Source organism: Hoeflea sp. YIM 152468 (assembly GCF_029210485.1).
GTDB lineage: Bacteria > Pseudomonadota > Alphaproteobacteria > Rhizobiales > Rhizobiaceae > Hoeflea.
This window is the reverse complement of the sequence record NZ_JARGET010000003.1, coordinates 322,074-337,952: the sequence shown is the minus strand read 5'-3', so window position 1 is coordinate 337,952 and position 15,879 is coordinate 322,074. Positions and strand designations below refer to the sequence as shown.

Annotated in this window: 9 protein-coding genes; 6 read left to right on the top strand and 3 right to left on the bottom strand. The window is 60.9% G+C overall.

The genetic code is table 11. The features are described from left to right. The first annotated feature begins 25 nt into the window (after window positions 1-25). The 6 genes from PZ897_RS01860 to PZ897_RS01835 all read left to right on the top strand — a co-directional run bounded on the left by PZ897_RS01860 (window position 26) and on the right by PZ897_RS01835 (window position 14,212). Entirely contained in the window at window positions 26-10,522 is a 10,497-nt protein-coding gene (locus PZ897_RS01860) for a hypothetical protein (protein WP_275749291.1), read from the top strand. A gap of 150 nt (window positions 10,523-10,672) precedes the next feature. Beyond that, a complete protein-coding gene (locus PZ897_RS01855) occupies window positions 10,673-11,188 on the top strand; it encodes a tail fiber protein (protein WP_275749289.1) in 516 nt (171 codons plus the stop codon). 51 nt (window positions 11,189-11,239) lie between these two features. Further along, window positions 11,240-11,758: a tail fiber protein gene (locus PZ897_RS01850; protein ID WP_275749288.1), complete on the top strand. Its 519-nt coding sequence runs from the start codon at window positions 11,240-11,242 to the stop codon at window positions 11,756-11,758. Between the two features lie 12 nt (window positions 11,759-11,770). Next, a complete protein-coding gene (locus PZ897_RS01845; RefSeq protein ID WP_275749286.1) occupies window positions 11,771-12,298 on the top strand; it encodes a tail fiber protein in 528 nt (175 codons plus the stop codon). A 41-nt stretch (window positions 12,299-12,339) separates the two neighbouring features. Next, complete coding sequence (locus PZ897_RS01840) at window positions 12,340-13,617, top strand: hypothetical protein (RefSeq protein ID WP_275749285.1); 1,278 nt, start codon at window positions 12,340-12,342, stop codon at window positions 13,615-13,617. Between the two features lie 52 nt (window positions 13,618-13,669). Then, window positions 13,670-14,212: a GNAT family N-acetyltransferase gene (locus PZ897_RS01835; RefSeq protein ID WP_275749283.1), complete on the top strand. Its 543-nt coding sequence runs from the start codon at window positions 13,670-13,672 to the stop codon at window positions 14,210-14,212. Window positions 14,213-14,345: 133 nt separating this feature from the next. Here PZ897_RS01835 and PZ897_RS01830 read toward each other — a convergent pair whose 3' ends face one another. Genes PZ897_RS01830 through PZ897_RS01820 form a run of 3 tightly spaced genes read right to left on the bottom strand, consistent with a single transcriptional unit; the run spans window position 14,346 to window position 15,516 of the window. Then, the gene (locus PZ897_RS01830) at window positions 14,346-14,633 is read right to left on the bottom strand and encodes a hypothetical protein (protein ID WP_275749282.1); all 288 of its coding nucleotides are present in this window, start codon (window positions 14,631-14,633) and stop codon (window positions 14,346-14,348) included. Next, window positions 14,630-15,025 carry a hypothetical protein gene (locus PZ897_RS01825; protein ID WP_275749280.1) on the bottom strand — a complete coding sequence of 132 codons (396 nt, stop codon included), beginning with the start codon at window positions 15,023-15,025 and terminating at the stop codon, window positions 14,630-14,632. The genes PZ897_RS01830 and PZ897_RS01825 overlap by 4 nt, the downstream gene beginning before the upstream one ends. Further along, window positions 15,025-15,516, bottom strand: coding sequence for an invasion associated locus B family protein (locus PZ897_RS01820; protein WP_275749278.1), 492 nt, complete (start codon window positions 15,514-15,516; stop codon window positions 15,025-15,027). The genes PZ897_RS01825 and PZ897_RS01820 overlap by 1 nt, the downstream gene beginning before the upstream one ends. Between the last annotated feature and the right edge of the window lie 363 nt (window positions 15,517-15,879).

Here is a 15,879-nt window from a genome sequence, read left to right as displayed (position 1 = left end):
CTCGTTTGGCAATGGCCGCACATTTGTGTCGTCCGGCCTGATCATTCCGGCCAATTTCTCCGGCGTGCCGGGGGCAGGGCCGGTGATAGCCGACCCGACCGGCAATGGCGCGGCGGTCCTGACCCGGATCGGCGGCGCCGGTGACACGTTGACTGCCTCGGGCACGGTCAATCTGCAGGATTTTGTCATCGAGAACGGGGCAACCGGCGCCGGACTGAGCGCCACCGGTGCGACCACGATCCTCTCCACCGGGCTGACCGTTGAGACCGGCGCCGGCCAGGGCATCGATCTCAATACGCTCACCGGTGCGGCCTCCAGCTTCACCAACACCCGGGTGCAGACCACCAGCGGCCATGCCATCGACATCGTCAATTCGACAGTCAGCTTCAGCGGCGGCCTCGACATCGACACCACCAGCGGCACCGGCTTCAGCGCCACCGGCGGCGGCAGCATTTCGGTGGCCGCCAGCGCCGGTGACGAAAGCATCACCGCAACGGCGGGCCAGGCGCTCAATCTTGACGGCATCAGCATCGGCGCTGGCGGGGTGAATTTCGACAGCCTCTCGTCAACCAATGCCGGCAATGGCAACGCCGGTCTCCGGTTCAGCGCGCTCACCGGCGGCGGCAGTGTCAACATCACCAATGCCCGTGTTGTCGATTCAGGCGGTGCAGGCGGTGGCAACGGCATCGAACTGACCGGGATCCGCATGGCCGGGGCGCTGACCATTGCCAATATCGATATCGACATGCCGTTGACGGGCGGCAACACTCTGAGCGGCATCATCAGTTTTGGTGGACATAGCTCCACCCTCAATCTGGGCACCGGTGCCGGCGGCATCGCCATTGACGACGCGGCAATCGGAATCCAGATGACCGGCACGGCAAGTGTGATCAATCTCGGCGCCGGTGCTGGTTCCGGCGGGGTCCAGCTCACCACGTCTGGCCGGGCCATCAATCTCGGCAGCGATTCCACCGGCACCATCAATATCGGCAATGCTGCCACAACATCGATGATCGACGCGGGCAATGGGTCCCCTGCGGACGCCGCCATTGTCTTCAATCAATCCGATGCGACCGTGATGGTGACCGGGATAGACATCAACGGCACCGGCACGGCTGCGACTGGGCACGGCTTGCATCTGCTGGACAATGACGGCGTCGGTTCGTTCACGCTCAACGGCGCCAGCACCCTTGACAACACCGGCGGAGACGCAGTCCGGATCGAGGGCGTCAATGCGTCGATCTCCGGCGTGACCATCGGCGCATCCGCCACCGGGGCGGGCAACGACATCACCGGCAACGGCGTCACCATTGTCGACAATGGCCAGAACATCTCGGTATCGATCACCAATGTGACGGTCGCCGACACGCGAGGGGCCGGCATCAGGATGGACGGATCGGGCGCTGGGTCGATCACCGTCAATGCGTTCAACGGCACCACCATCAGCGATGCCGATCTGCGGGGCGTGGATATCCTTGATGTGACCTTTGATGCGGTGACCGGCGGCGCGGTCCAGCAGGTTGCCGGCGGCAATCTCACGGTCGGCGCCATTGGCGACCGGGTCGAGGGCGACGGCGTTCGCCTTGATCAGGTGCTGGGCGACATTGCTTTCGGCACGGTCGATATCTTCAACAACAACGGCACCGGCCTGTTCATCCGCGATGCGGCGGGCAAGGGCGGCATTTTTGCCTTCGGCAATACCGGCGGCACCATCGACGCCACCAATGGTGCTGCGGTCGATATCGATCCGGTGACGATGAATTCGACCTTTGCCAGCCTGACCTCGACCGCCAGCGCCGGGCGCGGCGTCAATCTCGATACGATTGCGGGCACCTTCACCGTTACCGGCACGACTTCGATCACCGGCTCCACCACCCAGGGCGTGCGCGTCGTCACCTCCACCGCGGCGATCAATCTGGGGACTCTGAATGTCAGCGGAACCACGGGTGCCGCGGTGCTGCTGCAAAACAACACCGGCGGCTCGTTCACCGCCACCGGTGGCACGGTCACCAAAGGCGGCGCCGGCGACGCGCTCGGTATCAATGGCGGTGCGATGGGCGTCAATTTCGGTGCCGATATCAGCCACACCTCCAATGGCGGCGATGCGGTCTCGATCCTGGGCGGCACCACTGGAAACATCACGGTTTCGGGCACGATCGCCAACACGGTCGGCGGCCGTCCGATTGACATCAACACCGTCACGGGTGGCACCGTCAGCTTCACCGGCGCCTCGGTGACCAGCACGGTTGGCGTGCAGATTGCCAACGTCGCGGCCGGCGCCAGCGTCAATTTCTCGGCCGGCACCACGGTGACGATCAACGGATCGGCTGTTGTGGGAATCAATTTGTCGAACAATGCCGGCGCCATCGCTTTCAACGGGGCGGTCGAGATCAATGGTGCCCGCGATGGCGGCATCGCGATCATCAATGCCAATGCCAATGTGAGCTTCGGCCAGCTCGACATCGAAATGTCGAATGCGGCGGCGGCGGCCAATGATGATGCGATCGCCATCGGTGGCACGCCCGGCGTGCTCAGCTTCGGTGCCACCACCATCACCAATGTCGGCGCCGCGGCAGGCCAGAAGGGTATCGATTTCAGCGGCACCGCGCTGGGCGGCACAGTGACGTTTGAATCAGTTGCGATCAGCGGCCCGGCCACGTCTGCCGATTCCGTCGGCGTGGATCTGACCGGCGTGGCCGGCAACCAGATCGTCAATCTGGGAAGTCAGGTCAATCCCGCTACTGGTCCATCGAGCTCGATTGCCAATCTGCATCGCGGCGTGGTCATCGACAACACCGCCGCAATCCAGTTCACCTTCGGCGATGGCGAGAACGGCGACACTCCCTCGACGATTGATGTCAACGGCCAGGCTGGCGCCTTCACCGTCGATGCCGGCGGCGGCACGCTTGCCAGTTCCAGTTTCGATTTCAACGACGTCGCCTTTGGCGCCGGTGACAATGCCAACCTGCCTGTCGCGGGTGGTTCTGCGGTTTTTGTCAGTGAGACCGGAGGAGCCATTGCTGCCGGAACACACGGGCTCAGTCAGGCACTGAACACCATCACCGTGGCCGCCGCAGAAGCGCAGGCTGACACCAACCAGACTTTCGTGTTTGTGGCGCACAGTGGAGCGGGCACGATTGATCTCATGGGCGGCGGCGTTGATGGTTTCACGCTCCTGGCCGGGCAGGCGCTCAATGGGTTCGATGATGGAAATGTCATCGGGTTCGGCGTCGCACAGCCGGCCAACATCGAGGGCAATCTTGGCGCGGTCGGCGGCAATGTCACCCAGGATTCTGTAACGGCCAGCAATTCAACCGCCGGCGCCACCGCGATCATCACCACGGCTGCCGGCGCGGGCGGATCGACTGTTGAGAACACGGTGTTTGACGCCACCGGCCTTGGCGCCGGCGATGCAGCCATCCGGGTTGATGGCACCGGTGCGGCAAGTCCGGTGACGATCAATAATGTCGAGATTACCAATGTCGGCGCCGGTGCGTCTGCGGTGCTGCTCAACAACAACACATCGACAGTGGCGCTGAGCGATGTCGATCTGTTCGGCGCCAATGCCGGCAGCGCGCTGAGCATCGATGCGGGTGCGGCTTCCGCAGGAGCTGTGACGGTCGACGCGGCCTCGGATCTCGATGGCACGACAGGAACCATCGTCGCCATCGGCGGCGGCGCGCGGGATGTGACCATTTCGACCAGTATCGTGGCGGCTGGCAACACTTCCACTATCATCGATATCGACGGCCAGACCGGCGGCACAATCGGCTTCGGCCCTGTGACCTCGTCGGGCGCCACCGGTGACAGCGTCATCGAGACAAGCGGTCAGACCGGCGGCTCGCTGACCTTCGGCAATGTCGCGATCACCACCTACGGCAATGCCAGCACCGACACCGCCGTCGAGCTTGCAGGCTCCGGCGGATCGGTCGCCTTCGCCGACCTCGACATCACCACCACCAATGGCGGCGGTTTCGCGGCATCGGGTGGCGGACTGTCCACCACAGTCACCTCCGGCGATGTCAATGTCAGCGGCGCCGCGGCAGTCACCCTCGACAATGTCCGTGCCACCAGCTTCACGCTGACCTCGATCACCGCAAATGGCGGCGCAACGGCCGCCGATGGCGTGGTGCTGAACAATCTCGTTGCGGGTTCGAGCTTCAGCGTCACCGGGACGTCAACACTCGACAATTACACCGATGCCGCTGTCCAGATCTCAAACCTAACGACAGCCACGCACATGATCGGCTTCGGCGCCACCGACATCAACCAGACCGCATCCGTTGCCACCGGACGCGGCATCGTCATCGACACCGTCTCGGGAACCAATGTCGATATCGATTTCGGCGCAACCCGCGTCGGCCTCGCGGCGGTCACCCAGAATGGGCTTGTTGTGTCCAATGTCACCAATGCGGCAACCGGTTTTGCCGTTGACCTGGCATCGCTGAACGTGATCCGCGCCCAGACCGGTCTGCTGATTGACAATGTTGACAGCGGTAGCGTTGAAGTGACCGGCTTTACCCGGCTCGACAATGCCGGGACCCGCAACCTTTCGGTTCAGGGATCCACGGCAAATGTAAGCTTTGGGGGCGCGTTCGGTGGACAGAACAATTCCGGCTTCAACGGCGCGATTGTCAATCTCGGTGACGCAACAGCCAACACCGGCACGACCAGTTTTGCCGGCCAAACGACGCTGACGGCCTCAGGCACCGCCAGCGGCGGCGGTGTGGTTCTTGGTTCCGGCTCGGCGACCTTCAATGCTGGCCTCGACATCACCACCGTAGACGGCGTCGGGCTGACTGCCTCGGGCGGCACGCTGACTGTCGCCAATGCGGGCACCGAGCAGATTGTCACCTCCGGCACCGGCCAGGCGATGGTGCTTGACGGTGTCACCGTCGCGGCGGGCGGCATGACCTTTGATCAGGTGACGACGGCGTCGACCGCAACCGCTGCGGTGGCTGGCAACGGTGTTGTCGACATCCACGACGCCGTTGGCGGCGCCATCACCTTGACCAGCGTGACCTTGGCCGGCACCGCAACGACTGCGGGCCTTGACGTCTCGGGCGGCGCGCGCGCATCCAATGTTGTTGTCTCCGGCGGCACGATCGGCAATGGCGTGCGTATCAACGGCACCGGATCGGGCACGGTGCAGATCGACGCCAATGTCAGCGAGACGGCGGGCTATGCGTTCCAACTCGCAAACCGCAGCGCCGCCTCCGGCGCGGTAACGGTCGGCGGCACGGTCAGTGGCGGCTTCGGCGCGATCTCGGTCCAGTCGAGCACCGGCGGCACGGCGACCTTCAACGGCGTGGTGACCGGAACCGGCAGCAACACCTCCGGCGCCATCGACATCGACGCCACCACCGGCGGCACGGTAACCTTTGCCGCGCTGGTCGACATCGACGTGACCGGTGCGGGCACCGGAGTGATGATCGGCAATGGCAATGCCGGCGGGACGATTAACTTCAGCGGTGGGCTGGACATCAATTCGGTCAACGGCGTCGGCTTCGAAGCGCTCAGCGGCGCGATGTCGGTATCCGCGACGGCCGGAAACGAGCGCATCATGACAACGGCGGGCCAGGCGCTCAATGTCAGCGGGGTCGCCATCGGCGCAGCGGGCGTTACATTCGACAGCGTTTCCTCGACCAATGCCGGCGACACCAAGGCCGGAATCCGGCTCAACGCTCTTTCTGGCGCAGGCGCGGTGACGATCACCACAGCGACGGTCGTCGATTCCGGTGGCGCAGGCGGCGGCAACGCCATCGACCTGACCGGCCTCACCATGACCGGTGCGCTGACCATCGCCAATATCGACATTGACCTGCCAACCACCGGCGGCAACGGTCTGCGCGGCATCATGAGCAATGGTGGGCACAGCTCCAGCATCATTCTCGGCACCGGTGCAGGTGGAGTTGCCATTGATGATGCGGCGTTCGGAATCCAGCTCAATGGAGCGGCGGGTACGATCAATATCGGCACCGGCGCGGGCTCGGGCGGCGTTCAGTTGAACACCCGTGGCGACGGCATACATCTGGGGTCCGACTCCACCGGAACGATCAATATCGGCACCACCGCGACGGCGTCGGTCATTGTTGCCGGTACCGCCGGCGCAGGTTCGCCGGGCATTATCTTCAATCAATCCGACGCCACGGTGACGGTCACAGGCATTGACATCAATGCGGCGGGATCCGGCGCCGCGGGCCACGGTATTCACCTGCTCGACAATGACACCGCTGGCTCGTTCACGCTCACCGGCAGCAACAGCATCGACAACACCGGCGGCAATGCGATCCTTGTTGACAACGCGGCAGCCACCATCTCCGGCGTCACCATTGGGGCGTCGGCTGGTGGCGTCGGCGATGACATCACCGGCGCCGGCATTCGCATCGACAACACGGATGGCAATGCGCGGACCGTGGCGCTGTCAGACATCACCATGGGAGCCGCCGGCGCCACCGGCGACGTTGCCGGCATCGGGATCGACATCAACTCCTCCGGCGCGGGCGTTCTCACTGTCAATCTGACCGGAACCAACGTGATCGGCTCGACCGGTCAGGCGCTCGATGTCGACGAGACCAATGGAACCAAGGCTGCCAACAACCTGCTGCTGAACATTGACAACACCACCTTTGAAAGCGCCGCCGTCGGCGTGCCGAGCGTTGAAGTCACCGGCCAGAATGTCTCAACCAGCACCAGTTCGGTCGGTGTCCGCAGCTTTTCAGACAACACTGTGGTCGGCAACAGCTCGACCAGCCACGGCGGCATCCTGTTCACCAGAGTTGATTTCGACAATGGCGCGGGCGGGCAAGTGGCCGGCGGTACGCTCAACATCGGGCAATCGACAGGCGCGCGGGTGTCCGGTGACGGCCTGTCGCTGATCGACCCGACCGGCAATCTCGGCTTTGCCGCGCTCAACATTTTCAACAATGCCGGCACCGGACTCGAGGTCGACACAAAGACCAGCGGCGCCAATACCGTCTTCAATCTGGCCAATGCCGGCGGCACGGTCGACACCACCAATGGCACGGCGCTGTTGCTCGATCCGCTGACCATGGAGCTGACCTTTGGTTCGGTGACCGCGGCAGGCGGAACCAATGGTGTGTTTATCGATGCGGGTGACGCCTCCGGTGCCGCTCCCGCGTTGATCATTGGCAACCTCACCGTCACCGGCTCCACCGGCGCCGGCCTGAGGATCAAGGATTCCACCGGCACCTTCAGTTTCGGACCGACCAGGATCAACAACGCAGCAACGGCCGGTGGCGGCGTCGCCATCGAGGCGACGGCTGCCGGCGGCGATACGCTGAATGTCAATTTCAACGGCGGGCTTGATATCGACACCACGTCCGGCACCGGCTTTGACGCCCAAGTGAACGTGGCACCCAATGTCTTCAACCTTCAGATCGAAAACAGCGGAACTGAAACCATCAACACCACCACCGGACGCGTGCTTGTTCTGCGCAATACCAATGCGACCGGTGCCGGCATCAATTTCGACAATCTCGAAGCCGGTGACACCGTCGCTGGCAATGTGATCGAACTTGATCTGGAATCGGGCACGTTCAACGGCGGCAATGTCACCATCGCGGGCACAAGCGCTGGTGGGCAGGATGGCATTCTCATTTCCGGCGGCGGCGCGGGATCATCCATCAATTTTGCCAGCGCCATCATCGACAATGCCTTGGGCGCCGCCATCAACATGAACGCCGCCAGTACTGTAACCTTCACCACCGTCAATATCGACGGCGGCGCCACGGGTGTCTCGGTGACCGCCACCGGCGCCTTTACGATCAGTGACGGCTCCATCGGCGCCACCACCAGCACGTCCGGCCGGCCGGTCGAGGTGCTGGGCGGCGGCGGCGCGGTCAACATCGCGGCGAGCGTTTCGAAATCCAGCGCGGGGGAACTCGTTCGGGTGTCCGGGCGCACCGGCGGTACGGTGACCCTGTCGGGCACTCTGAGCGCCACCGGTGCCGCCACCGGCATCAATGTGCTGAACAACACCGGCGGCACAATCACTTTCTCTGGAGGCACCAAGACGCTGACCACCGGCGCCAACGCCGCCGTGACGCTGACCACCAACACCGGCGCGACCGTCAATTTCACCGGCGGCGGGCTCGACATCGGCACCACATCCGCAACCGGCTTCCTGGCCACCGGCGGAGGCACCGTGAACGTCTCGGATTTCAACAACTCGGTCACCTCGACCACCGGCACCGCAGTCAGCATGGACCGTGTGACCATCGGATCTGGCGCGACTTTTGCCAGCATCACGTCCGGCGGCGGCGCAAACGGAATATTGCTGCAGCACGTTGATGGCGCATTCACAGTTACCGGCACCGCGACGCTGAACAACAGCACATCTGCGGGACTGAACCTGTTCAACTCCAACGGCGGAAATGACGGCAATCTGACGTTTGCCGCCAACACCCTGAACATCTCCAACACAAGCGGCGGCGGGGCGTTTATCCAGCGTGGCGCGGGCACCGGAAGGACCGATGTCGACGTCACCACCGGTACGATTGACAGTGGCAGCCGAACCCCGATTTTCATCAGCAATTCTGATGCTGCAACCATCGATCTGGGCGCGACGTTTACCAGCGTCAGCATGAATGGCAACGCCAACGGAATTTTCATCAACAACAGTCTCGTGACCGGCACGATCAGCGGTGCGCTTGACACCGGAACCGGCGGGACGATCCAGAACACCGGCGCAAATGCGGTCAACATGAATCGCCTGTCCGCCAACATCACCATCGGATCGGCAGTCACAACCGCCAGCGGCGGCATCAGGGTTACCAACCAGGTTTCCGGCACAAACACCTTCTCCGGCGTCCACACCCTTACCGGTGCGGGCTCAGGCTATCTGTTTGACAGCAATGCCGGCGGCGCCACCAACGTGACCGGCAACGTGACGGCGAGCACCCTCAACGGGGCTGCACTCACGCTCAACACCAGCGCGGCTCATGCCGTCACATTCTCCGGCACGAACACGGCACTGTCCACCACCACGGGCAAAACCGTGGACATTTCCGCCGGCGCCACCGTCAATTTCAACTCGACAGGCACCAACACGATCACCGCCACGACAACCGGCAAGGGCGTCGAGGCCAATGGCGGCGGCACGCTGGTGATCGGCGGCACAGCCAATGTGACGTCGGCAAACGGCACCGCGATCGACATCCAGAACACCACCATCGGCGCGGCCGGCGTGAGCTTCGAAAGCGTGTCCGCCAATGGGGCTGTCAACGGCATCGTGCTCAACACCACCGGCTCGACCGGCGGGTTTACGGTGACGGGATCCGGTACGACCGCGGGTTCCGGCGGCACCATTCAGAACACGACCGGCAGCGCAATTCTGCTGGCAACCACACGCAACGTTTCGCTGTCCAATCTCGATATCACAACAACTGGCCTAAGCGGCATCGAGGGCACGACGGTTACCAATCTTGACTTGACCAGAGTGCGGATCACCAATCCCGGCGACGCCGCCGGCGAACACGGCATTAACCTGACCAATCTCCTCGGCACATCCGCCGCCAGCCTCGACAGCCAGTTTGATACAATCTCCATTTCCGGCGCGCACGACAAAACCATTGCGGTGCTCAACACCTCGGCTACCAATGGTTCTCTGCTTACCCCGGACTTGCTGACGATTGTCAACAGCACTCTCACCAATTCTGGAACGACCGGGGATGGCATTGAAATTATCGGCAACACCGGCGGCAACTTCAGCACTATCGTCAGCCAATCCCTTCTCGATGGTCACGAGACCAATGGCATTCAGGCCCAGGCGAACACGGGTGGACAGATCCAGCTCGAGGTAACCCGGACAACAATCCGCAATTCCAACCAAGGTATTGATATGGGCGTGACTGCCACTTCGAGTCTGAGGTTTAACATCCATGATAACAACAACATCGATGGCGGTGGTTTTTCGAATTTCACCAGCAACGCCATCAGCGTCAACGCGTTCGACTTAGCAGATTATCGTGGCACGATTTTCGACAATGAGATCAGCGTTAAACCACCGGCCGCGGTGTCGGCCGGCAATGGCATACGGATTGGCATTGAGGGCAACGGCACTGGTGTCGTTAACATCAACAGCAATACAATCACAAATATCGATGAGGGCCGGGGCATCCATGCCTTTGCCATTGATGGTACCGGTACCCTTGATCTGCAGATCACCAACAACACGGTCACTGAACCGGCAGTCCGTGACGGTATGGGCTTCTTTGCAGGCAATACCGGTGGCGACGCCAATGCACTGTGTATCAACATGTCGGGCAATGACAGTGCGGGTCCCGCTGCATTTTCCCGCGACGCTTACGCCTTTGAAATCAATGATGACGGGGCATCGATTCGGATCCAGGGACTGACCGACAACTCAAGCTTCGCGGCGATAAACAATTTTGTCGTGTCTCTAAACACGGCTGGTGACACTTCCGATTCCAATGATGGACTGGCGACTGGCAACGGACTGAACCGGTTCCTGACAAGCGGGACCTGTGCCACTCCGTAACGTTTTCTTGTACGGTTCTGCATCGAAAAGACAGCAAGAAAGGGGTTCGCTTCAGGTTGTAATTATGTATCTAGTTGTATGGGTGTGAAAGATGCAGTACAATAACGCAACACTTAAATGGTTTGTTTCGGTGATTTGCGAGGATGTGGGATGTCAGAACCTTTTCTTGCTGAGGTGAAGCTTATGGGGTTCAATTTTGCGCCCCGCGGTTGGGCTTTTTGCGACGGTCAGATACTACCGATCAACCAAAATCAGTCGCTGTATTCTCTCCTGGGAACCACTTATGGCGGTGATGGGCGGACAAATTTCGCGCTGCCTGATCTGCGCGGACGGACGCCGATCCATACTGGTCGTTCCGATGGCGGCGAATTTCACACTGAAGGACAAAAAAGTGGCGAGGAGACCCACACACTGTCATCAGAAGAGATGCCACAGCATGATCACGCGTTGCGAGCAACCTCAGTGAACGCGGATTCCGTCGTTACATTAGGAGCAGTGCTTGGGCGCGTGTTGAACGAACTTTACACCGACCCGGCAAATCTAGTTCCCATGCGCAGCGGGACCGTCGCAAATGTAGGTGGCGGGCAGGCGCATGAAAACATGCAACCCTATATAGCGGTGAATTTTTGCATTGCATTGCAAGGGCTGTTTCCATCGCGAAACTGATGTTTGGGCATGGCTGAAACTTGAATTGAGGGGCCTGGGAGGGGCAAGCACATGTCCGAACCATTTGTCGGCGAAATCCGCATGTTCGCGGGCAATTTCGCCCCGCGCGGCTGGGCCTTTTGCGATGGCCAACTGCTGGCAGTGTCGCAAAACGACGCCCTGTTCTCGTTGCTCGGCACCATCTATGGCGGCGACGGGCGGACCACCTTCGGCCTGCCGGACATGCGCGGCCGTTTGCCGATTCATGCCGGTCACGGCCCCGGTTTGTCCGAGCGCCGACTGGGTGCGAAAGGCGGGGCGGAAACCGTAACGCTGACCGTAAACCAGCTTGCAAGTCATACGCACCAGATGCAGGCATCCGCCAGCCTCGGAAACTCTCCCGATCCCGTCACACGCGTTGTTGGACGTGCCGCAAGCTTTTTCGTTTACCGGCCGCAAGAGGCCGACGGAAACATGGCAACATCGGCGATTACTCAGGTCGGCGGCAGCCGATCGCACACCAATCTGATGCCGTATCTCTGCATAAACTACATAATCGCGCTTTTCGGCATCTACCCGAGCCGGCACTGAGGGAGGCCTGACATGTCCGAACCATTCGTAGCCGAAATTCGTATTTTTGCCGGCAATTTCGCCCCCCGTGGCTGGGCCTTTTGCGACGGTCAATTGTTGCCGGTGTCGCAGAATACGGCTCTCTTCTCACTGATTGGGACCGCCTATGGCGGCGACGGCCGCTCCACCACAGCGCTGCCCAATTTACAGGGTCGCGCACCAATGCACTCCGGACGCGGGCCGGGCCTGACATCCCGGCGGCTGGGCCAGCGCGGTGGTGTTGAGATGGTGACGCTAAGCGAGGCGCAGATGCCCAACCACACGCATACCATGCGCGGAAACACCAACGATTCCATATCCGGCGATCCGAGCGCCAATTCGTTTGCATTCTCCGATGGCGGATTCGCCTATAGCACCACTAATACGAACACAGATCTTGTCGACATGGCAGACGAAGCATTGCCCAACGCCGGTGCTTCGCAGCCACACAACAATCTGCAACCCTATCTGACGATGAATTTCATCATCGCGCTTCAGGGCCTTTATCCGTCGCGCGGCTAATGCGCCTTTTGGCAACAGGACACTCCACGAGGAGCTTGATCATGAGCGACGCAGCCAGAACCGAGATCGATCTGCATGAGGATGCGATCCTGCCGGCCAACAATCCCGAGATCACGCCTTTCGCCGAATTGTCACGGCTGATGGTGATCGGCATCGATTCCAATCAGGAAAATCATCTGCTCTGGACCGCGCAGACCGCGCCCAACGGCCCATGGAGCGGAACCTGGGACACGATCAGCACGACACCCTATATCGTGCTTGGCACGGGGTGCACCCTTGATGGCCGTGTGGCGATGGCGGCTCAGACCAAATCGTCTCCCTTGGCGGTTCATTACATCGATGAGGCGCCCGACCAGTCCGACAATGTGGAGCGCTGGAATGCGCCGGTGGATCTCGGCATGCCGGACGGTCTTGCCGGATTTGTCCAGCTTGAAATGATTCGCGACGCCGATGGCCGCATCGAGATATTCGGGATCGACGGCGCGACCGGCGACATCTGGTGGATTTTCCAGAACCCGCCCAAGATCGTCGACAAGACCGAACAGGTCACGCCGCCCGGCTCGACGACGCCGATCACTGTGCACGTGCAGGTAGCCGAACCGCCGGACACGCCCTGGAGTGTCTGGCAGCAGCTGGCCGGGGCAGCCGCCAGCCGTATCACCGTGACCAACAACGCCGACGGCCGAATTCTGCTGGTCGCAATGGGCCAGGAACCACAGAGCCGCAGCGTCTATGTCAACACCCAGAAGATGCCGGTGGCGCTGGCGCCAGCCGGTTGGAGCGGCTGGACGCGCATTGACGACGCCATGAGTGGCGGCGCCGGATCGCTGCCCACTGCAGTGCTCGACCGCCAGGGCGCGGTCAATATCTTCATGATCGGCAACCTCTCACAAGTGGTACAGATCCGCCAGCAGCCTCCCGGTGGCGACACATGGAGCAATTGGGTGCGCCCGGGCATGACGGGAGGCATGCTGTTCGACGTGACATCGGCGATTGATGGCGATGGTCATATCTCACTGATGGCCGTCGGCGAGCAGGCGCAATTGTTCTACAAGCAGCAGACAGCGTCGCTCACGCAGCAATGGTCCGGTTGGGAGCAGGTTGGCAAGGTTGAAGACTTCGGCACAAGCATGATGGATTACAATGCCGATGGCCGGCTGACCTATTTTCAGGGAATGAGCAAGACCAACAGTTTGAAAATCGTGTCCCAATTCGTCATCGATTCCACCAGTTGGGACGCCGGCTGGACCATGCTCGCCGACAACGGGATTTTCACCTTCGGCATCGTCCGCGACCTCACCCCGCCTGTAACAAGCTAGGCTGGAGGACGTGCAGCCTCAAGCGCCTGCATGCGGGGAAAACGGCCCGCCGGTGCCTGTCTATCAACGGGCAGAGCGGATGGGGCTCAGATTCCGCCCGGTGACGGCTGGAGATTTGGGATTTCTTGCGGCACTCTACGCGTCCACCCGCACAGACGAACTGGCACTCTTGCCCTGGAGCGACGCGCAGAAAACCGCATTCCTGGATATGCAGTTTGAGGCCCAGCACAGCCATTATCTCAAGCACTACCCGGACGCACTGTGGCTGGTGCTTGAACGCGCGGGCAAGCCTGTAGGCCGGCTCTATCTGGACCAGTGGCCGGATGAACACAGGATTATCGACATAGCTCTTTTGCCCCAGGCGCGCGGGCAGGGGATGGGCGCGGCGTTGCTTCGCGATCTCATGGATGACGCCGCGGAAGCCTCAAAGGCGGTTGGCATTCATGTCGAGAAAGCCAATCCGGCAATGCGGCTTTACAAGCGCCTGGGCTTCGAGACGATCGCGGACAAGGGGGTTTATGACCTGCTGCGATGGCAGCCGCTGGAGCGACGATCATCAAAGCCGCCCGGCGGTGAGTGTTTGAAAGATCGCTAATCCATGCCGCGATTAAATGAATCCATGTGGGCGACGACCAACAGGCCTTGATTGAAACAGAGACAGCGGCCCTTGCCCATCCGACCGGATGCCTCGCGCTGTAAGGCAGACATCCTGTTATGTGCACGATGCTTCAGGTGAAGACGGCCTCATAATGCACCCCTTCACTGGCCTGGCCCACAGGCACGATAAACAATTCGAGTTCGCCCAGGCTGTCATGGGCCAGCACGTAACTGCCTTGCGGCAATACCTCTTCGGCGTCCGATTGCCACAGCAGCGAGAAGGAACCGCCCACGCGCTCGCCCTTGCCCCTGCGCAAGACCTCGATCAAACGAAGATGTTGTTGCGGCTGTACCGAGGCCACCGTAAATATCGTGCCATTCAGCGGCTCGAAACGATCGGCCGTCAGCTCAGCAATCACGATCGAGACTCCGGTTTCGGCATACGAAAAATCCGCAAGGGCTTGAGAAATTTCGCAGCAGTTGATGCCGTGGCAGCCGCCGGACCGGGCAGCGCAGGCTGGTTGATCATCGCGCCGCGCCGGATTTCGTGGAAAGTGGATTCAATCAATCTGTCGAAGCCGCCTTGATACATGCTGGACAAGAAAGCGATCGTGTTGGCCGCATCTCCGCTGAATTGCCAGTTGCACTCGTTGAACTGACACCCGGTCAGCACAGGAATATCGCCTCCGGAATAGACCAGCCTGCAATGGGAAAAAACGCAGTCGGAGAACGTCGAGCCATCCAGCATCACTGCTTTTTCGACAAAGCTGCGATTGCTGAACCTGCCTTGAACTGGCTCGCTCACATCCATCAGCCCGAGGACAGTTTGCCGTAGGCGGATGAAAAGCCGATCAGGCTGATCGGCAGAGTATAGCTTTGACCGGAAACAGCGTGAAAGATGATTTCCATTGACGTTCCGGCCTTCAGACTGGCCAGCAAGGCGTCGCTGATCGGAAGATTCGAAAAGGCGCCCTGCGGATTGCTTGTCTGAACCGGAAGGTTGAAGGCCTCCTTGTCGTCGATGGACACTTCCACGCCTTTGAGAAAATCCACCCCATGCGGCAAGGCCAAGGTCAGCGTGTGGTTGGGTGACTCCTTCTCGGGGCGGATGACAACGGTCAAGAGTCGCTGGTTGCTCTCCACCACGACCACATTCTGCACCATTTGGCAGGTGAGCGGCGCATCGGCCGTCTCCCCGGCCGCGCAATTGACCGACCAGTTGTTTTTTGCTGTTTCAACAGTCGTCGCGGGCGCTGCGGAGGTTTGTGCGAAGACGGGTTGCACAATTGCTGCAGCAGCCATGAGAAGAAATGTCAGGTAACCAGTTCTTGTCAGGTTTGAAAAGATCAAAATGAATCTCCGTTCCAAATTCATTGGTAGAATATGCTGACAAAATTATTGCATTGCTTTGCAGGACTTACAAGGGAAACCATGACAGCGCCGACCATCCACAAGACTGTGCAAACGAAGCTGTCTCTTCATACCTCAATGCCTGTGCGGTGTCGTTCTGGTCAGCCCTTGTGAAGACGACATGCAGTGCGATCAATAATCAGGTGCCGGTGCAATTCTGCCCGTGAGGGCCGGTCTGTGCTTGGGGCTTGTTATGGGATGAAATTCTGTGAACTGTCTCAACACAAGCACTTGCACACGCCAGTCTGGCCAGAC